This window comes from Aeromicrobium sp. YIM 150415 (genome assembly GCF_016918125.1).
Taxonomy (GTDB): domain Bacteria; phylum Actinomycetota; class Actinomycetes; order Propionibacteriales; family Nocardioidaceae; genus Aeromicrobium; species Aeromicrobium piscarium.
In genome coordinates this window covers 214274-233643 of the sequence record NZ_JAERWM010000004.1, presented here as the reverse complement: position 1 = coordinate 233643, position 19370 = coordinate 214274, and the positions used below count along the sequence as shown (strand labels likewise).

The 19370-nt window shown below is 68.6% G+C and carries 16 protein-coding genes; 14 read left to right on the top strand and 2 right to left on the bottom strand.

Annotated features, from left to right (window positions below; translation table 11 throughout):
* The 11 genes from JL108_RS02810 (at position 1) to JL108_RS02760 (ending at position 14634) form a co-directional block, all read left to right on the top strand.
* Positions 1-843 (top strand): ABC transporter permease, encoded by an 843-nt coding sequence (locus tag JL108_RS02810; RefSeq protein ID WP_205196850.1) that lies wholly within the window; start codon positions 1-3, stop codon positions 841-843.
* Positions 840-2156, top strand: coding sequence for an MCE family protein (locus JL108_RS02805; RefSeq protein WP_205196848.1), 1317 nt, complete (start codon positions 840-842; stop codon positions 2154-2156). Before JL108_RS02810 ends, JL108_RS02805 begins: the two co-directional genes overlap by 4 nt.
* On the top strand, positions 2153-3169 hold the full coding sequence (locus tag JL108_RS02800; protein ID WP_143911164.1) for an MCE family protein: 1017 nt from the start codon (positions 2153-2155) through the stop codon (positions 3167-3169). The genes JL108_RS02805 and JL108_RS02800 overlap by 4 nt, the downstream gene beginning before the upstream one ends.
* A complete protein-coding gene (locus JL108_RS02795) occupies positions 3169-4179 on the top strand; it encodes an MCE family protein (protein WP_240190516.1) in 1011 nt (336 codons plus the stop codon). The genes JL108_RS02800 and JL108_RS02795 overlap by 1 nt, the downstream gene beginning before the upstream one ends.
* Positions 4179-5213 carry an MCE family protein gene (locus JL108_RS02790; RefSeq protein ID WP_205196846.1) on the top strand — a complete coding sequence of 345 codons (1035 nt, stop codon included), beginning with the start codon at positions 4179-4181 and terminating at the stop codon, positions 5211-5213. The genes JL108_RS02795 and JL108_RS02790 overlap by 1 nt, the downstream gene beginning before the upstream one ends.
* On the top strand, positions 5210-6514 hold the full coding sequence (locus tag JL108_RS02785; protein WP_205196844.1) for an MCE family protein: 1305 nt from the start codon (positions 5210-5212) through the stop codon (positions 6512-6514). Before JL108_RS02790 ends, JL108_RS02785 begins: the two co-directional genes overlap by 4 nt.
* Positions 6514-7680, top strand: a complete 1167-nt coding sequence (locus JL108_RS02780) for an MlaD family protein (protein WP_205196843.1) — start codon at positions 6514-6516, stop codon at positions 7678-7680. The genes JL108_RS02785 and JL108_RS02780 overlap by 1 nt, the downstream gene beginning before the upstream one ends.
* A complete protein-coding gene (locus JL108_RS02775; RefSeq protein WP_205196841.1) occupies positions 7677-8279 on the top strand; it encodes a hypothetical protein in 603 nt (200 codons plus the stop codon). Before JL108_RS02780 ends, JL108_RS02775 begins: the two co-directional genes overlap by 4 nt.
* Positions 8276-8770, top strand: coding sequence for a hypothetical protein (locus JL108_RS02770; protein WP_205196839.1), 495 nt, complete (start codon positions 8276-8278; stop codon positions 8768-8770). The genes JL108_RS02775 and JL108_RS02770 overlap by 4 nt, the downstream gene beginning before the upstream one ends.
* Positions 8771-9377: 607 nt before the next feature.
* Positions 9378-9833 (top strand): hypothetical protein, encoded by a 456-nt coding sequence (locus JL108_RS02765; RefSeq protein WP_205196837.1) that lies wholly within the window; start codon positions 9378-9380, stop codon positions 9831-9833.
* Between the two features lie 88 nt (positions 9834-9921).
* Positions 9922-14634 (top strand): HtaA domain-containing protein, encoded by a 4713-nt coding sequence (locus JL108_RS02760; RefSeq protein ID WP_205196835.1) that lies wholly within the window; start codon positions 9922-9924, stop codon positions 14632-14634.
* 164 nt (positions 14635-14798) lie between these two features.
* Here JL108_RS02760 and JL108_RS02755 read toward each other — a convergent pair whose 3' ends face one another.
* Positions 14799-15686 (bottom strand): oxygenase MpaB family protein, encoded by an 888-nt coding sequence (locus tag JL108_RS02755; RefSeq protein ID WP_205196833.1) that lies wholly within the window; start codon positions 15684-15686, stop codon positions 14799-14801.
* Between the two features lie 45 nt (positions 15687-15731).
* Between JL108_RS02755 and JL108_RS02750 the strand changes: the two genes are divergently transcribed.
* A complete protein-coding gene (locus JL108_RS02750; protein ID WP_307837164.1) occupies positions 15732-16313 on the top strand; it encodes a TetR/AcrR family transcriptional regulator in 582 nt (193 codons plus the stop codon).
* Here the strand turns inward: JL108_RS02750 and JL108_RS02745 are convergent, their stop codons facing one another.
* Positions 16314-17654, bottom strand: coding sequence for an MFS transporter (locus JL108_RS02745; RefSeq protein ID WP_205196831.1), 1341 nt, complete (start codon positions 17652-17654; stop codon positions 16314-16316).
* 143 nt (positions 17655-17797) lie between these two features.
* Here JL108_RS02745 and JL108_RS02740 point away from each other — a divergent pair, with 143 nt between their 5' ends.
* Both JL108_RS02740 and JL108_RS02735 read left to right on the top strand, forming a co-directional pair.
* Positions 17798-18574, top strand: a complete 777-nt coding sequence (locus JL108_RS02740) for an ATP-binding cassette domain-containing protein (protein ID WP_307837163.1) — start codon at positions 17798-17800, stop codon at positions 18572-18574.
* Positions 18574-19356 carry a TSUP family transporter gene (locus JL108_RS02735; protein WP_205196821.1) on the top strand — a complete coding sequence of 261 codons (783 nt, stop codon included), beginning with the start codon at positions 18574-18576 and terminating at the stop codon, positions 19354-19356. The genes JL108_RS02740 and JL108_RS02735 overlap by 1 nt, the downstream gene beginning before the upstream one ends.
* The last annotated feature ends 14 nt before the right edge of the window (positions 19357-19370 follow it).

The following is a 19370-nucleotide window of genomic DNA, read 5'->3' as shown; positions in this document are numbered from 1 at the left end:
ATGACCTACACTCCGCCCGTCCGCCGCGCCCGCTGGTGGGACAAACCGGTCGACGCGCTGGGCTCGCTCGGCCAGGACCTGCGGTTCTACGGTCGCGTCCTGGCGTGGATCCCCGCCACGATCCGGCGCTATCCGAAGGACATCCTGCGACTGCTCTCCGAGGTGAGCTTCGGCTCCGGCGCCCTCGCGGTCATCGGCGGCACGATCGGCGTCATGGTCGGCATGACCCTCTTCGTCGGCACGGTCGTCGGCATGCAGGGCTATGCGGCCCTCGACCAGATCGGCACCTCGGCGCTCAACGGCTTCATCTCGGCCTACTTCAATACCCGCGAGATCGCGCCGCTGGTCGCCTCGCTCGCCCTGTCGGCCACGGTCGGCGCGGGCTTCACCGCCCAGCTCGGGGCGATGCGCATCAACGAGGAGGTCGACGCGCTCGATGTCATGGCGGTGCCGAGCCTTCCCTATCTGGTCACCACGCGTGTCATCGCCGGCTTCATCGCGATCATCCCGCTGTACGTGCTGGGCCTGCTCACGTCCTATGCCGGCTCCCGGCTGGTGACGGTCTATCTGCACGGCCAGTCCGCCGGCACCTATGACCACTACTTCAACCTGTTCCTGCCGCCCATCGACATCCTCTTGTCCTTCGTGAAGGTGCTGATCTTCGCGGTGCTCATCATCCTCATCCACTGCCGGATGGGCTTCACCGCATCCGGCGGACCCGCGGGCGTGGGCCTGGCCGTCGGGCGGTCGGTGCGCACCACGATCGTCACCGTCGCGGTGCTCGACCTCGTCTTGTCGATGGCGCTCTGGGGCACGACCACGACCGTGAGGGTGGCCGGATGAAAAAGACCTCTCGCCTGCTCGATGCCGTCCTCGGCCTCGGCTACCTGGCGCTCGGCGCGGCCCTCGTGGTCGCCTCGATGCTGGCCTACAACAAGGCTTTCACCCCCACGACCGACGTCCTGTTGCGTACCGGGGCGATCGGCAACGCCCTGCAGACGGGCTCGGACGTCAAGCTCAACGGCGTCCCGGTCGGTGAGGTATCTCGGGTCCACACCGACCCCGGTGGCGCGGAGCTGACCCTCGCGTTGGAGCCCGGCACCGCCGAATCGCTGCCCGCCGGCACCACGGCCAGACTGCTGCCGAAGACGCTCTTCGGCGAGCGATACGTCTCCCTGGTGGTTCCGGCGACCTCCACGCAGAACGGGCTCGCGGCCGGCGACGTGCTGCACCAGGACGACTCGGACGAGGCCGTCGAACTCGAGGAGCTCTTCGACGAGCTTCTGCCGGTGCTGCAGGCGATCCAGCCCGAGAAGCTCCAAGCGACGCTGGGCGAGCTCTCGACGATGCTGCGCGGCCGTGGCGAGGAGCTCGGCGCCTCGATGAGCGACTGGTCGAACTACCTGGAGAAGCTCAACCCGCATGTGCCGATGATGGCCGAGGATCTCGCCAAGCTGGCCGAGGTGGCCGATGTCTACGAGGAGGCCCTGCCGGACCTGCTCTCGGCCTTCGACTCGATGACCACCACTTCGGCGACCCTGGTCGACCAGCGGGCCACGCTGTCGGAGGTCTGGGCGAATGTCATCACCGCCTCGAACACGACCGAGGAATGGATGCGCGCCAACCAGCAGACGATCGTGGTGCTGTCGGCCGAGAGCCGGCGGGCCCTCGAGGCGGCGGCTCCCTACGCACGTCAGTTCCCGTGCCTCTTCGACGCCGCCCGCAACTTCATCGAGCCGATGGACCGCACGCTGGGCAAGGGCACGAACGAGCCGGGCATCCACGTGGTGCTCAACGTCGTTCCCGCACAGGGCAAGTACGTTCCGGGTGCCGATGCTCCGCAGTACGCCACCGGCGGGCAGCCCCGATGCCCGTACCAGACCGGTCAGACCGGGTCGAGCGGTGCGAGCGCGTTGTCGGCACCGGCGCAGGCCGACGAGCCCGAGGCGATCGAGCAGATCGCCGCACCGCGCTCGGACTTCGCCCGCCAGCAGGCTGCGCTCACGGGCCTCGGCGACGCGAACTCGCCGGCGGAGAACCAGCTGTTCGCCGAGCTCCTGGCGCCCGCCGAGGGCGTGGCGCCGTCCGACTACCCGCAGTGGAGCAGCCTGGTCGTCGGCCCGGCGTTGCGCGGCGCGGAGGTGACCCTGCGATGACCAAGATCCTCATCAAGAGCATCGTCTTCACACTCGTCACGGTGCTGGCGACGATGTTGCTGGCGGGAACGATCCGCAACAGCGTCGGCGGTTCGGCGACGGAGTACAAGGCCCTCTTCACCGATGTCACGAGTCTCAACAACGGTGACGACATCCGCATGGCGGGAGTCAAGGTCGGCACGGTCCGCAAGATCGAGGTCTCCCAGAACCGTCTCGCCGAGGTCACGTTCACCGTGCAGAACAAGGCGCCTATGAGGGCCGGCACCACCGCCGAGCTGCGTTTCCGCAATCTCGTCGGCCAGCGTTACATCGCCCTCGAGCCGCCGTCGGCGAGCGCCGAGGTGCTGCCGGCGGGATACACCCTCCCGGCCTCCTCGACCAGTCCCGCACTGGACTTGACGATGCTCTTCAACGGCTTCCAGCCGCTGATGAAGTTTCTCTCGCCCGAGGACGTCAACAAGCTCTCCGAGGAGATCATCGCGGTCTTCCAGGGTGAGGGCAGCACGGTGGAGGGCCTGCTCTCGAGTACCTCGAGCCTCACCCAGACGATCGCCGAGAAGGACGAGGTCATCGGCCAGCTCATCGACAGCCTCACCGTCGTGCTGACCACGATCAACGATCGCTCCGATCAGCTCGACCGGACGATCATCACCCTGCAGCAGCTGGTCTCGGGGCTCGCCGAGGACCGCGAGGTCATCGGCAGCACGCTCGACGGCCTGGGCGACCTCACCACGAGCGTGTCCGGACTGCTCGAGGAGGGCCGGGCTCCGCTCAAGGGCTCGATCGAGGCTCTCGACCGGCTCAGCGGCAATCTGTCCAATGCCAGCGCGGTGCTCGACTCCTTCTTCGAGGTGCTGCCCGTCAAGCTCGACCGGATCGGCCGACTCGGCAGCTACGGCTCCTGGCTGAACTTCTATGCCTGCTCGATCCAGGGCAAGATCCCCGATCCCGAGGGCTACATGGGCGATCTGGGTATCTCACCGGGTCCGAACGTGACGAGGTGTGTGAACTGATGGCGCGCTATCCCAAGGCGTTCGCGGAGCGCAACAAGGTCGTCATCGCGGTCGTCGGGCTGGTCTCGCTCAGCTTGGTGTTCCTCGCGACCTTCAACGCCAACTCGCTCCCGGTGATCGGCGGAGGCAAGGTCTACACGGCGCAGTTCGAGGAGGCCGGCGGCCTCAAGAACGGCAACGAGGTGCGCGTGGCGGGCGTCAAGGTCGGCGAGGTCAGCGGTATCTCGCTGGACGGCACCACGGTCGAGGTGCGCTTCCGCGCCAAGGGCGTCGATCTGGGCGACCAGACGCGTGCGTCGATCAAGGTCAAGACGATGCTCGGCCAGAAGTTCCTCGCCCTCGACCCGCTCGGGACCGGTGAGCTGGACGACCCGATCCCGGTCTCACGCACCACGACGCCCTATGACGTCAACGCGGCGTTCTCGGATCTGTCGGAGACGATCGGCGAGATCGACACCGAGCAGATGGAGGCCAGCTTCACGGCCCTCGCCGATACCTTCCGGGACACTCCCGAGTCGGTGCAGGGCGTGGTCCGCGGCCTGACCGACCTGTCGCGCACCATCTCCAGCCGTGACGAGGAGCTCGCTCAGCTGTTCTCCGCCACAGCCGATGTCTCCGGCACGCTCAAGGACCGCAACGCCGAGTTCGCTCGTCTCATCAATGACGGCAGCTCGCTGCTGGAGGAGCTGGAGAGCCGGCGCGAGACGATCCGCGCGATGCTCCAGGGCACGGCCCGGCTCGGCACCGAGCTCGAGGGCCTCGTCCGCGACAACGAGGAGCAGCTGCGGCCGGCCCTCGCCAAGCTCGACGAGGTCGCCGCGATCCTGCAGCGCAATCAGGACAACCTGGAGTCGGCGATCAAGCAGATGGGCCCCTACTACCGCGGTCTGGCCGCGGCGACCGGCAACGGTCGCTGGGTCGATTCCTATATCTGCGGTCTGTTCGACGGGCAGGGCGCTCCGGTGCTCGACAACTCGGTCGACCGCAACTGCACCCCGGGAGGCCAGTGATGAGTTCGGTCCTGAAGCAGACGGTCGCGTTGGTGGTCGTCCTCGCACTGGTGGTCGGTGCCTGGCTGGGATTCCGGTGGCTCTCGGAGCGCCAGGCGACCCAGTTCGATGCGCTCTTCGAGTCCTCGATCGGCCTCTATCCGGGGTCGGACGTGCAGATGCTCGGTGTGGCGGTCGGCAAGGTCACCGATGTCGAGCCTGATGGCGACCAGGTGCGCGTGTCGATGCGGCTGGACGGCGACTACGCGGCATCGGCGGACACCGAGGCCGTGATCATCGCCCCGACCCTCGTCAGCGATCGCTTCGTCCAGCTCACCCAGCCGCACGAGAGCGGTCCGGAGCTGGAGTCCGGCACCACCATCACCGAGACGGCCGTGCCGGTCGAGATCGACCAGATGTACGAGAGCCTCGAGGACATCGGTACCCAGCTCGGCCCCGACGGCGCGAACAAGAACGGCGCGCTCGCGGACCTGCTGACGGTCTTCGCGGAGAATCTCGACGGCCAGGGAGCGGACCTCAATCAGATGATCGAGGAGTTCGGCAAGATGACCGGCACCCTGTCGGCGACCGATGAGGATCTCTTCGCGACGATCGCGAACTTCAAGGAGTTCAACGACATGCTCGTGGAGAACGACCGAACGCTCGCGACCGCCAACACGCAGCTCGCGACCGTCGCGGACTTCCTCGCCGAGGACCGCCAGGACATGCAGTCCGCGATCGCCAATCTCGGTCAGGGGCTGGGCATCCTCGACGACTTCATCCGCGACAACCGCGACAACCTGCAGACGAGCGTCGAGAACCTCATCGGTCCCACGCAGGTGCTCGTCAACCAGAAGCAGGCCTTGGAGGAGTCGGTCCGCACGATCCCGCTGGTGCTGCAGAACTTCCTCAACGCCTATGAGCCCGGCTCGAACACCCTGCACGGCCGCGGCAACCTCAACGAGCTCACCGTGTGGTCGAACAGCGGCCTGGCGGCCCAGACCTCCGATCAGGCGCCGCTCACGCTCTTCAGCGAACTGGAGGACGGCCAGTGAACACCAAACCCAAGCGGTTCCGGCTCGCCGCCGTCGCGGCCGTCGCGGCCATCACCCTGAGCGGCTGCGGCATGCTCAGCGGCGGAGTCTACGACGCGCCGCTCCCCGGTGGCGCCGACGTCGGATCCGATCCGCTGCGCATCAGCGCCGACTTCGAGGATGTCCTCGATCTCGTGCCGCAGTCCAGCGTCAAGCTCGACAATGTCGACATCGGCCGCGTCCAGCGCGTCGAGCTGAATGAGGACGGCGAGAGCGCGCGCGTCGACCTCGTCATCAACCGCGAGGCCGATCTGCCGGCCGGCACGGTCGCCCGGATCCAGCAGACCTCGCTGCTCGGCGAGAAGTACGTCGCGCTGGTGCGTCCGTCCGAGGATGCCGAGGTGGCCGCCGGGTCCACGATCGCCGATGGCGATCACATCGGCCTGGCCGAGACCTCGCAGGCCGCTCAGGTGGAGCAGGTGCTCGGCGCCCTCTCGCTCGTGCTCAACGGCGGCGGTATCGAGCAGTACCAGGAGATCTCCCGCGAGCTGCAGCAGGTCTCCGCCGACCGTCCTGAGGAGATCAAGGGGTTCCTGCGGCAGATGGAGGCCTTCGTCTCGGTGCTGGACGATCGCAAGGAGTCGATCACCGGCGCGCTCGACAGCCTCAACTCGCTGTCGCAGACGCTCGAGGGCGACACCGATCGCATCGTCAAGGCCCTCGACGGGCTCAGCCCGGGTATGGAGGTGCTGGTCGATCAGCGCACCCAGCTCGTGGCGATGCTGGAGGCGCTGGACCGCCTCTCCGATGTCACCGTCGAGACGCTTAACGCGGCCCAGGACGATATCGTCGCCGATTTCACGGCACTCGAGCCGATCCTCGATCAGCTCGCCAAGGCCGGATCCGCTCTGCCGGAGTCGTTGCAGATCCTGCTGACCTATCCGTTCCCGGACTCGGTGCTGGGGGCGATCAAGGGCGACTACATGAACGTCTTCATCACGACCAACTTCCGCACGCTGCCGGCGAACTGCGCCGTGGGCAGCTGCGACTGGCCGCAGGTCAACAGCGCGTCCTCGCCGACCACGGGTCAGAGCCTGCAGCGTCAGGCATCTCCCGATGAGGCGCCGCCCAGTGAGGAGCCCGGGGTCCCGGGGGATGTGCCGCCGACCCTGCTGCCGCCGACGGACTCGGCGGTGCCGGGACTGCCGTCGCCGACCATCGGGGTGCCGCCGTCGCAGCTGCCGGGCACCGATCCCAGCCCGAGTGCGCCACCGAGCCCCGAGGCTCCGCCCGAGTCCATGCCTCCGCGAGGTGATGAGTGATGCTGACCGGTTCGATCAAATCCAAGCTGATCGTCTTCGTGGCGGTCGCCCTGGTCGCCACGAGCTACCTCGGCGCGACCTATGTGGGCATCAACCCGTTCAGCTCCTCGTACCGCGTGACGGTCGAGCTGCCTCAGGGCGGCGGTGCCTTCACCAACGGCGAGGTGACCTATCTCGGCGTGCCGGTCGGGCGCATCAAGGACCTCACGGCCACCGACGAAGGAGCCGAGGCCGTGTTGCAGATCAACGGCGATGCTCCACCGATCCCGTCCGACGTCACCGCCACGGTGACCAACCGGTCGGCGATCGGCGAGCAGTACATCGATCTGCGTGGCGCCGGCCGGTCGAGCGAGGACCTGCAGGCCGGGGATGTCATCAAGGCCTCGTCGAAGGCCGTCCCTCCGCCGATCGAGAACCTGCTGCGCACGGGCCGCGACTTCGCGGCCTCGGTGCCCGAGGAGGATCTCAAGACCGTCATCGACGAGGCCTACGAGCTCTCGCGCGGGGCGGGTGAGCATCTGGGGCAGCTGATCGACACCTCGCGTGAGTTCGTGGAGGTCGCCGACCAGAACTTCCTGGTGACGCAGGGTCTCATCGAGAACTCTGATCGGGTGCTGTCCACCCAGATCGAGTCGGCCGAGAGCATCAAGAGCTTCAGCGCCGATCTCGACCTCTTCTCCGCGGCCTTGCGCGACTCCGACACCGATCTGCGGACGCTCATCGAGAACTCGCCGGTCGCCGCGCAGGAGATGCACCGGCTGTTCGATCAGGTCGGGACACCGCTGGGCACGCTCATGGCGAACCTGGTCACGCCGGCGCAGATCTTCGGCATCAACTCCGCGGGGGTCGAGGATGCGCTGATCCGGGCCCCGGAGGCGCTGAGCGTCGGCTGGGCGATCAACGGCTCGCAGGGATTGAACCTGGGACTCGCGCAGACCTATTTCGATCCGCTGCCCTGTGTCGCGGGCTACAGTGGCACCGACCAGCGAAGCGGACTCGACACGTCGCCGGGGCGCCCGTTCAACACCGCGGCCGGCTGCACCGCCGATCCGAATAGCGGCACGAATGTCCGTGGGCCGGGGAGCATCGCGGGCGGCCTGCCGGCGGCTGCGGCGAATGTCTCATCGGCACAGGGGTTGGGAGACCTCTTGGGAGGAGTGGGATGACCATGGCGGAGGCCGAAGCTCAGACCGAGGAGGCTCGGAGCGAGGAGGCTCAGGCCGAGGGCACGGCACCGCCGGAGGACCGTCCGCCGCGTCGCATCGCCGGAGGCTGGGCAGCCTGGCTGGGCATCGGCGTGGCCGTGGTGCTCGCTCTGTCCGGAGTGCTCGCGGCGTGGGCCGCCCTCAATGACGACACGATCGAGCGCGCGGAGACGCGTGACGCGGTGCTCGTGCGGGCTACTCAGCACATCGAGACGCTCAACACGCTCGACTACCGCGATCTCGATGCCGGCCTGGAGGCATGGACCGACGCCTCGACCGGCACGTTGCGTGATCAGCTCGCCGGAGTCCCCGATGAGGAGAAGCAGATGCTCGCCGAACAGCAGATGATCTCCAGTGGGGAGGTCGTCGAGGCAGCCGTCACCGATCTGGACGATGACACCGCCACCGTCATCGCGGCCGTCGAGGTCACGGTCACCGATGGCAGCGATCCCGATGCGGAGCCGACGGTCAAGCGCAATCGGTTCAGCGCCGAGCTGCTCCACGAGGACGGCGACTGGAAGCTGGAGTCCCTGTCGCAGGTCTCGGTGAGTCTGTCATGAAGGCCGCGACGCGATGGATCGTGATCGGTGTGCTCGTGGCCGTCGGGCTCGCGGGTTGGGGCACGTCCTGGTACGTCTACCAGGGCGCCGCCTCCCAGAACGCGGCACTCATCGAGACCGGGCCGACGGCAGAGGTGCAGTCGCAGGTCACCCAGGCGCTCACGCAGGTGCTGACCTATGACTACAACGATCCCGAGGCGACCGAGGACGCCGCGCAGCGGCTGCTCGCCGGCGACGCCTATGAGGAGTACGAGACGCTGTACGCCGCGCTGTCCGAGCAGGCACCGGACCAGCAGCTCACGCTCACCGCGCAGGTGCAGGCGGTCGGCGTGACCGAGCTGAAGGACGATCGGGCCGAGGTGCTGGTCTTCCTCGATCAGTCGAGCCGTCGTGAGGGCGACGAGGAGGCCTCCGTCTCCGCGGCGCAGATCGCGGTCGGCGCCCAGCTGGACGGCGATGTCTGGACCATCACCGACCTGCGCGTCCTCTGATCCCCTCGGTGGTCGAGTAGTGGAGGTCGCTTAGCGACCGGAGCGTATCGAGGCCACGCGTACGGAAAGGTGATCTCGCTCCGTGACGGCTATGCCCCTCGGGTCACGGCTCCATCGGCACGTGCTCGCAGGGCTCGCCGTGCCTACTCGATCACCGGTCCCTCACCTCGGTGGTCGAGTAGCCAAAGGCCGTCCACGGCCGACGCGTATCGAGGCCACGCGTACGGAAAGGTGATCTCGCTCCGTGACGGCTATGCCCCTCGGGTCACGGCTCCATCGGCACGTGCTCGCTGCGCTCGCCGTGCCTACTCGATCACCGAGTTCGACCGCTCCCAGCATCGAGGCGGGTGGACGGAGGGGTCCGGTCTTGACGCGCGCCGAGCCATCTGCGATGCTACGTCGTGAAGCTTAGCCTTACCTAAGAACTTGGCCGCTCCGTCGTGCCCTCGGGTGGCTCAGCCTCGATGCCCGGCGAGACCGGGGCGGCCACTGTTTGGACGCGGCAGCCACCCCGGCCACCTCACCGGCATCCTCACCGCCGACACGCACGTGCCGGCGGAAGCGCGGAGTGCCGGGAGGCACTCCCACTGTAGTGATGGAGTGATTCATGCGTACACGTATCCTCGTCGTCTCGGCCGCCGCCGCGGCGCTGACCCTCACTGGCCTGATCGGTTCGCCGGCTCTCGCGGCCGCCGGGCTCACCCCTCCGCCCAGCGTCGATGGTGCCGGTGAGCGCTTCTACGACGACGGCGACACGACGACGGCCTCTCTCACCGGCCTGTCGGCGAATACCGACTACTACGTGGGGCTGTGCTCGAATACGAACTACCCGCTGGGCATCCCCGCCTGCACGAGCTTCATCCCGATCACCACCGATGGCTCGGGCGCGGCGACCGCCGTGGTCGCCCTGGAGAACAACGGCGGCAATGCCCATACCGGTGCGCCCGGTCAGCCGTCGACGGTCAACTGCACGGCCGCGGACTCCTGCGCCGTCAAGGTGGCGTCGCACGGCAGCGTGCCGGCGATCGTCGACCAGAGCGTGTCGTTCAAGGTCAACCCCTGAGCTGACACCGAGGGGCCGGCGGCTCGGGGGTCGCCGGCCCTCTTCTCCGCCTGTCCAGCTGTCCCCACCTTCGTAAGGTTCCCTTCGCATGTCCGTGCGCCGTTGGTCGATCACGACCTTCCTGCTCAGCCTCATCGCCAGCCTCCTGGTCATCACCGCTCCCGTTCCCGCCGCCACCGCCGCTCCCGTCGAGATCACCGAGGGGTCGGTCACGTGGGGCATCAAGCAGTCCTGGCGCAACTACGTCGGAGACGGTCAGTTCCTCTCCGAAGGGGTCGAGCGCAACGAGGACGGAACCTTCCGATTCCCCGTCCGCGGCGGCAGCTTCGACCCTGACACCCATGCGTTGACCCTGGAACTGGGTGGAACCGTGCGGTTCGCCGCCTACTGCGACGACTACCAGGCCTATACCGACTGCATGCTCGACTCGACCTTCAGTGAGCTGTCGCTCACCATCGCGCCAGACCGCCAGGAGCTCCGGGGCACCTATGCCGGCCGACCCCGTGAGGATACGAGCGCACCGATCGAGACGAATGTCGACGTACCGCTGGTCTTCATCGACGCCTCGGGCACCGAGCCGGACACCGAGGGCGGCACGACCAGGTGGGCGGGACTGCCGAGCGTTGCCTCGGATCAGCTCATCCTCTACGGCGCCGGAACCCCCATGGACCCTGTGTCGATCGAGTATCAGGGCCCAGGAGGCGCACCGGACCTCGGTGAGCATTGGGACACGCCGGGCACGCCGGCCCTGGCCGACGGCCCCCTGTGGTCACCGGGTGACGAGGTGGAGCAGCGCTCGCTGCTGACGGGCCGCGATGTCGTCCATGTGATCGACAAGGAGACGGTCAACTCGGCCGAGATGACCATCCGTGCTCTCGATCCGCAGACGATGACGGAGCTCGCCGAGATCACCGTGCCGTTGGCCAACAGGCGTTACGCCGCGGTCGACCCGCAGACGAACCGCCTCTTCGTCGGTGCCTACGACTCCGCCTCCGATGTGCGCAGGGCCACGGTGGTGCGCTTCGACTACGTCGACGGTGCCTACGCGATGACTCAGCTCACGGAGTTCGCGACCCGGGGCCTGGACGCCGTGACCTGGAACCACGTCACCGAGGAACTCGCGGTGGTGACCCACGATGCGGGCACCGCTCCCGACCGGTTCACCGTGCACCGCTTCGCGGACGGTGCCGGTGCGCCGCAGGCACAGACGATCGAGCTGGCCGAGGGGCTCGTCACCGCGTCGATCTTCCGCGCGGCCGACCGGGCCCTCCCGCCCGCCTCGCAGCAGATGGCGGTCCTCCGCGATGGCAGCTACCTCGTGGTCGGCGGTTTCCGGGCCGATGGCACCCCTCTGCCGGCTCGCCGGCTCACGATCGACGACGTACCCCAGATGACGGAGACCGAGGGCACGGTTCCGCAGCGGCAGCCCTATGGAGAGGACTTCGGGCTCTACTACAACTTCTCGCAGGCGCAGACGACCAGCGACGGCAGCGTGCTGCTCTTCGACTCCGGATGGTCGAGTGTGGTCGCCTATGCCGACCTGGCCGAGGGCGAGCCACGCTTGGTCACCGATGACCTCGCCCTCTCCGGCGAGGGGATCACCGACCTCGCGGCCAGTGACGGCGAGCGCGGACTCGACTACGCCTTCTCCACCAACACCCAGAGCATCGAGGTCTTCCGTGATCGCCGGCTGATCAAGAGCCTGCCGATCGAGGGCTTCGTCTCCCCGTTCTCGGCCAAGTATGTGGCGGGGATGGCGCCCGATGGGGCGTTGCTCGTGCAGGTGGCCGACCCGGAGACCGGGAAGCGCGCCCTCCGGCGTCTCGACGTCACCGCGATCTCGCCCGAGGTCACAGCGCACCCTGCCGACCGTTCCGTCACGCTCAAGGATGGCGCGACCTCGGCATCGCTGGCCTTCTCCGCCTCGGGCACGGGTGAACTGCAGTGGCAGATCCGTCCCTCCGGGGCGAGCACGTTCAGCGATATCGAGGGGGAGACCACGCCCCTGCTGGGGTTGACCGCCACGCTCAACTCCGACGGCACCCAGGTGCGCGCGGTCTTCAGCAACGCGGCCGGCAGGATCGCCACCGACCCCGCCACCATCTCCGTCGCGAGCGCGCCCGTCATCGAGGCGCAGCCCGTCGCCCCGGACGTCTACATCGGGCAGTCCTTCGAGCTCTCGGTGCTCACGGTCGGCAAGCCCACGCCGACCGTCACCTGGCAGCGCAAGGCCGGGAACGGCTGGACCGAAGTGGCACAGGGCGACCGCCATCTCGCGACCGATGCGGGACGCGAGCTGAACGGGACCACCTATCGGGCCGTGGTGAGCAATGAGCACGGCACGGTCCACAGCGACGAGGTCACCGCGACCGTGCGTGAGCGTCCGGCCGTGCCGGAGACGCGGACCTTCACGGGCGTCGCCCTGGAATGGGCGGGCAGCAGCGAATGGCAGCACCGTCCGCCGAACGGCAGCGTCGCCAACTACTTCTCCGCGGGAGTGTCGGACGGCACGCAGCGCACCTACGCGGCCGCCCGCGACGGTGTCGAGGTCGTCCAGCGCTCGGCCGACGGCAAGCGCACCCGCGCGAGCTGGGGAGCCAGGGGAGCCCACGTCGATGCCGGGGGTCAGGCCGCGCAGCTGCTGCGCTGGACCGAGGGCACGGCGAAGGTCGAGAAGGACGGGTCCGCGGTCATCACCTGGCCGGGCAGTGCCAGCGTGAACTTCTACGACGGTCTCGTGCCGTTCACGATGAGCGATGTCACCGCGCAGATCGGTGCGGACGGCAAGGGCCGGGTCACGGCTGATCTCGCCGGCTACGCGGGTGACATCAGCAATCCGAACAAGCCCAAGGAGCCGGTCGCGCCGCGCCAGGACGTCGTCGTGGCGACCTTCTCGGGTGCCGTGGTGGATACCGATCGCGGGTTCGTCATCGATCCGGACTTCGACCGGGTCGGCATCGACGCCCGCGGCGGCACGTCGCAGGTGCGCACCGGCACCGGGTGGGGCGCGTGGCCGCAGCCCTTCGTCGACTTCCACGTGGCCACGGGGCTCGCGGCCTATTTCTACACGACCGGCGGCTCGATGGATGCCGCCAAGCGCCCCTCCGCACTCGCGGTCGGCTTCGACGGTGCCACGCCCACGGTCCCGACGCCGAAGCCGCCGCCGGGCGGCAACCGGCCCCCCGAGTCGCCGAACACCGCGCCGCCGGTGTCACCGGTGCCGGTCACCCAGGTCAACAGCGCTCGTGAGGGCGCGCTCCTGTGGGGCGTCAAGTCGTCCTTCCGCAGCTACATCACCGGGCCGATCGCCAAGGGGTCGATCGCGGTCAGCGGGGGCGCTGCCGAGGAGGGCGGGCAGTTCCGCTTCGGCCAGCGCTCGAACGAGACGAACGGGGGAGTCGGGACGGCGGGCTTCGGCGGCGCGGTCCGTTTCACCGGCCACCACGGCATCCTCGATCTCACGTTCAGCGATCCCGTGGTGCGGATCGACTCGCCGCAGAAGGGCGCGCTGCTCGTGCGGGTCGGCGGGGGAGGGCCCACCGAGATCGCAACCCTCGATCTGGCCGCGGGCGCCCGCAGCGAGTCCGAAGGCGCGTTCGCCTATACCGGCGTGCCGGCCACGCTCACCGGTGCCGGCGCCGGGGTGTTCTCCTATGGCTCGTCGCAGTTCTACGCCCCCGGCACGGCGATGGACCCGGTGTCCTTCGTCGTCGGCTCGAATGCCAGCGGCGGTGCCGGGGGAGGCGGCAGCACCACGGTCGCCGCGGCGGAGAGCAAGGATGCGTGGACCCCGCCCGATGAGCCGCCGGCACGTTCGGGGCTGACCGTCGAGGGCGACTTCCCCGACGGCATCCCGGCGGGCACCGAGATCACCGTCTGGGGCGACGACTTCGCGGCGAACGAGGAGGAGATCAAGGTCGTCCTCTACTCCGATCCGGTCGTGCTCGACGAGGAGCTGACCGCCGACGAGACCGGACGTGCGTCCTGGACGGGCATCATCCCGCTCACCACCGAGCCCGGCGAGCATGTGCTGACCTTCCAAGGCGAGGACAACGATCTCGGGGCCGAGTTGACCGTCATCGAGGCCGAGGAGCTCGACGGCTGCCGGATCGAGGATGCCTCCCTCGACTGGGGCTTCAAGGAGAGCTTCCGTGCGTACATCTCCGGCTCGATCGCGCACGGCGACTGGAGCACGGCCGGTGGCGCGGGATACGAGACACCGGCCTTCACCTGGCGTGAGGGGACCGGCACGGCCGACCTCGACGCGGGGACCGGCCAGGTCGACTTCGCCGGCTCGGTCACGTTCAGCGGCCACGACGGCCTGCTCGACACGACGATCGCCAACCCGCGGATCCGCTTCATCGACGAGGACCGGGCACAGCTGCTGCTCGATGTCTCCGGGGTGACGATGGAGGACGCGATGGCGGGCAACACCGATGCCGTCACTGAGGCCACCGCCGTGCCCTTCGTGGACCTCGACCTCGCCGGCGGTGAGATCGAAAGGGACGGCACCACGCTGATCGCGCGCGGCGTCCCGACCGCGATCACCAGCGAGGGTTACGTGACCTTCCCGAACTACGAGGCGGGCACGGCCTTCGATCCGGTGGACTTCGAGGTCACGGTGGCCGATTGCGTCGAGGAGGATGTCGCCGCGCTGGCGCCGGTGGACACCGCGGGCATCGATGGCGGCCTGCCGTGGTGGGGCTGGGTGGCGATCGCGCTCGGCATCCTGTTGGCCCTGCTGACGGGTGCCGCCGGAAGCTGGTTCGTCCTGCGCCGCTCGGTGCCTGCTCAGACCTAGCCCGATCTCGTGCCCGTCTGGGGCGGTTGCTGGAAAACCCCACCCTCCCGGCAGCGGTAGCTGGTCAACGTTATCGAGGCCGGATGGCGTTGACCGGCTACCGCTGCCGGGAGGGTGAGGTTGATGGTCTACCGCCACCGGGCCGGGACCACGAGGCCGGACGCTCAGGAGCGGGCGGCCCCGTGGTCGCTGTGGGAGACCGGGCATCCGCCGGGGAAGGTGCCGAGTGAGCTGATGTCGTAGCCGTCGGGATAGCTGCGGATCCAGCGGATGTCCTCGAGCTGCTTCGGTCGTCGCCGCGCGGGCGCCGCGCGAAGCAGCATCCCCCGCAGGCGCAGGGAGAGCGGCCCGAGGCGTTCGACAAGGCGGGGCGGGGTCGCATAGCGCAGAGAGCTCCGCAGCGGCTCATCCATGAGCGAACGGGCGAAGGCGTGCATGAGGCGGTCGGGGACCCACGGGTAGAAGGTCGTCATCAGGTCGAGGGTCGCGTCAGCGACCCGGCGGGACCCGGCGGCGTAGGCGAAGTGCTCCTCCTCGTAGTCGTCCATCAGCCGGGCGAAGGCGTCATAGTCCTCGGGGATGTCGCGGATGCCCATGTGCCGGCCGAGCTCGGTGTAGTAGCGCACCGAGGCCCGCACCTCCCGGTCGATGAGGGGACGTTTGCCGAAGCGCTCGATCCAGCGCGCCGGCACGACGACGAAGGTGCTCAGCACATAGCGCATCTCGTGGTCGGGGATGTCGTAGGCGCGGTGCATCTGATTGATCCGCCGGATCGCCGCGCGGGCATCGGGGTGCTCGAAGCCCTGCTCGCCAGGGGCGGCGAGCAGCAGCGTCGTGTCGTCATAGCGCTTCTGCGTGTCGGTGGTGAACGCGCCCGTCTCGTCGAGCAGCCGGCCGATGCCGGGCACCGCGTACGTGCGGAACAGCGCGAAGCTCAACGCCATCAGCATGTCCCACGGGAACTCGTGCTGGGCGAGTACCCCGTAGATCTGGCGGTAGTCGGTGTCCGGGTCGAGCTCGTCATTGTGCCGGCGCCAGTGATCGCGCTTCATGACCCAAAACTAGAGTGAGCGCTCTAGATGTGCAAGGGTGCTCTCGTGAGAGCCGTCGCGCAGCACCGAGCCGAGCAGTCCACCCAGGTCATGATCCGCGCCACCGCCGAGCTCATCGAGGTCGGCGGGCTGCGGGCGGTCACCGTCGCGGCGGTGGCTCGTCGCGCCGGGACCTCGAACGGCTCGTTGTACCACCGCTTCGGCGACCGGGAGGGTCTGCTGGTGGCGCTTCAGCGGGACACGCTCGACCGCCTGGAGGCCGAGGCGCTGGCCGTCATGGAGCTGGCGCGGGAGCAGGAGCCCGAGGCGGCCATGCGCAGTGCGGTCCGAGGTGCCCTGCGGTTGTTCGGCCAGTACCGCAGCGCGTTGCGGGCCTTCTTCGTCGAAGGGCAGGAGGTCGCGGCGTTCGAAGCACGCAATGCCGAATGCCTGCGCCGGCTGTCCGAGTCGGCGGAAGCCCTCCTGGTGGACCGGCTCGGCGTGGCCGCGACCGAGGCCGCGGCCATCTACCGGGTGCTGTTCTCGGTCGGTGCGACCCGGGCGCTGTTCACCGAGGAGCAGATGCGCAGCGAGCGTGTCGGCGACGATGAGCTCGAGAACGTGCTCGTGCGCCTGCTGCGGCGCTGATCAGTGCTCGATGTCGACCTCGCGGGTCTCCTTGCCGAGGAGCAGGGCCACGAAGGTCAGCACGGCCATCGAGGAGAGGTACACGCCGACCCAGAAGGGGCTGCCGTCGCCGAGCGTCCACAGCCACACGGCGATGAAGGGTGCGACCGCCGCGCCCAGGATCGAGCTGACGTTGTAGCTGATACCCGACCCCGTGTACCGCACATTGGTGGGGAACAGCTCCGGCAGCAGCGCGCCCATGGGGCCGAAGGTGAGTCCCATCAGGGTGAAGCCGAGGATCAGCCACAGCATCACGAGTCCGCCGTCCAGCAACGGCACCCACAGCAGGCCGAAGACCATGATCGCCGCGGTGATGACCAGCAGGCTGCGACGCCGTCCGAAGCGGTCGGCCATCGGGCCGGAGATCATCGTGAAGGCGCCGAAGAAGACGACGCCTCCGATCATCATCAGCACGAAGGTGTTGTAGGAGTAGCCCAAACCCGAGAGCTCGGCGTCCTGAGGTGCGCGCCCGTAGCTGAGCGAGAAGGTCGTCATCAGATAGAACAGCACATAGGTGGCGAGCATGAAGAACGTGCCGAGGACGAGCTCGCGCCCGTTGGAGCGCACGACCGACGCCAACGGCAGCCGCTGGACCTTGCCGGTCTCGACCGTCTTGGAGAAGGCCGAGCTCTCGACGAGCTTCAGCCGGATGTACAGGCCGATGATCACCATGACGGCGCTGAACAGGAAGGGGATGCGCCAGCCCCACTCCAGGAAGGTGTCCGAGGGCCTGGATGGATCGTCCGAGGGCATGATGACCGCGATCAGCAGGAACAGGCCGTTGGCGAGGATGAAGCCGAGCGGGGCTCCCAGCTGCGGGAAGGTGCCGTACCAGGCTCGCTTGCCCTGGGGCGCGTTCTCGGTCGCCACCAGCGCGGCGCCGCTCCATTCGCCGCCGATCGCGAATCCCTGTGCGAGGCGCATGACGACCAGCAGGAACGGCGCCAGCCAGCCCACCATCGCGTAGGTGGGCAGCAGCCCGATGAGGAAGGTCGCGATGCCCATCGTGAGGAGCGCCGCGACGAGGGTGACCTTGCGCCCGGACCGGTCGCCGAGATGGCCGAAGAAGATCGCGCCGGCGGGACGGGCGACCATCGCCGCACCGAAGACCGCGAAGGACGACAACAACGCGACGGTGTCATTGCCCTCGGGGAAGAACAGGTGCGGGAACACCAACACCGCGGCCGTCGCGTAGACGTAGAAGTCGTAGAACTCGATCGTCGTGCCCACGAGGCTGGCCATGAGGACGCGGGAACGAGGATTGGCGGGCGCGGCGGACGGTGCCGCGGAGGTCGACGACATGGTGGTGCTCCAGGGAAAACGGCGATGAACGCAGCGATGCTACGCCCGGATCCATGCTCGCGCCGCCGCGGGGTGCGATGTGTGATCCGGCTCGCGCCGATCCGCGGCGCACCCCGCCGAGGGGCGGGCGTACAGTGGCGCGCGTGACGGCTGTGCGACTCGAGGGAGTGAGATTCGTCCGCGCGGGACGGGAGATCCTGCACGGTATCGATCTGACGGTCGAGCGGGGCGAGCAATGGGCCTTGCTGGGACCGAACGGTGCCGGCAAGTCCACCTTGCTGTCGATCTGCTCGGCGACCACCTTCCCCAGCCGCGGCACCGCGAGGATCCTCGACGCCCAGATGGGACGCGTCGACCTGCGCGAGCTGCGCCGCTCGATCGCCGTGGTCGACGCACGCCACCCGCTCGGCTCCAATCTCTCGGTCCGCGACATCGTGCTGACCGGGGCGACCTCCACGATCGAGCGGATCCCGCGCTGGGAGCCGAGCCAGGCCGAGGTCGAGCGTGCCGAGGACCTGATGAAGCAGTTGGCCGTCGGCGACGACCCGACGCAGCGCTGGCTCACGATGTCGCAGGGGGAGCGGGGCCGGACGCTGATCGCGCGCGCCCTGATGACCGAGCCCGATCTCATGATCCTCGACGAGCCGTCCACGGGCCTGGACCTCGCGGCGCGGGAGCGGATGATCGCCACGATCGACCGCCTCCCGGACACCGGGGTCACCACCATCATGGTCACGCACCACTTCGAGGAGCTGCCCGCACGCGTCAGTCACGCCGCGCTCATGAGCGCTGGTCGCCTCGTCGCCGCCGGACCCGTCGACGAGGTGCTGACCGATGCTCTGGTGAGCGAGGCCTACGAGCACCCGATCACGGTGGAGCGAGTCGGCGGTCGGTGGACTGCCCGAGCGCGTCTGCCGTGATGGACGACCCCAGTCTCTACCTGCTGGCCTTCGTCGCCGCGGCGGCGTTCCTGGCGGGCTGGACCGATGCCGTGGTGGGCGGCGGGGGACTGGTGCAGCTGCCCGCCTTGATGATCGCCTTCCCTCACGCCGCGCCGGTGCAGCTGCTCGCCACCAACAAGCTCGGCTCGATCGCCGGCACGACGACGTCCAGCATCACCTACCTGCGCCGGGTGCGTCCCGACCCACGGACCGCGCTGCCGCTCGCGCTCGCCGCCTTCGCCGGATCGCTCGGTGGGGCGTTCGTGGCCTCGTTCCTGCCGCGTGAGGCCTTCAACCCGATCATCCTCGTCGTGCTCGTGGTGGTGGGCGCCTACACGCTGGCCACCCCGAAGCTCGGGCTCGTCACCCGCATCCGGTTCTCCGGCGGGCGGCACTACGGCGCCGCGATGACCACCGGGATGCTGATCGGCTTCTACGACGGAGCACTCGGCCCCGGCACTGGATCCTTCCTGGTCTTCGCCCTCGTCGGATGGCTGGGGTACGGGTTCCTGGAGGCCAGCGCGAAGGCGAAGATCGCGAACTGGGCGACGAACTTCGCCTCGCTGCTCGTGTTCGTGCCGCAGGGCGCGGTGATGTGGAAGATCGGCGTCATCCTGGCGGTCTTCAACATCGCCGGCGGCTACCTCGGGGCCCGGACGGCGGTGGCGAAGGGTGCCGCGTTCATCAGAGGTGTGTTCGTGGTGGTCGTGGGAGCCTTCATCCTCAAGATCGGCTGGGACGTCGTGCAGCAGCTGCTCTGATCCATCTGCCATGC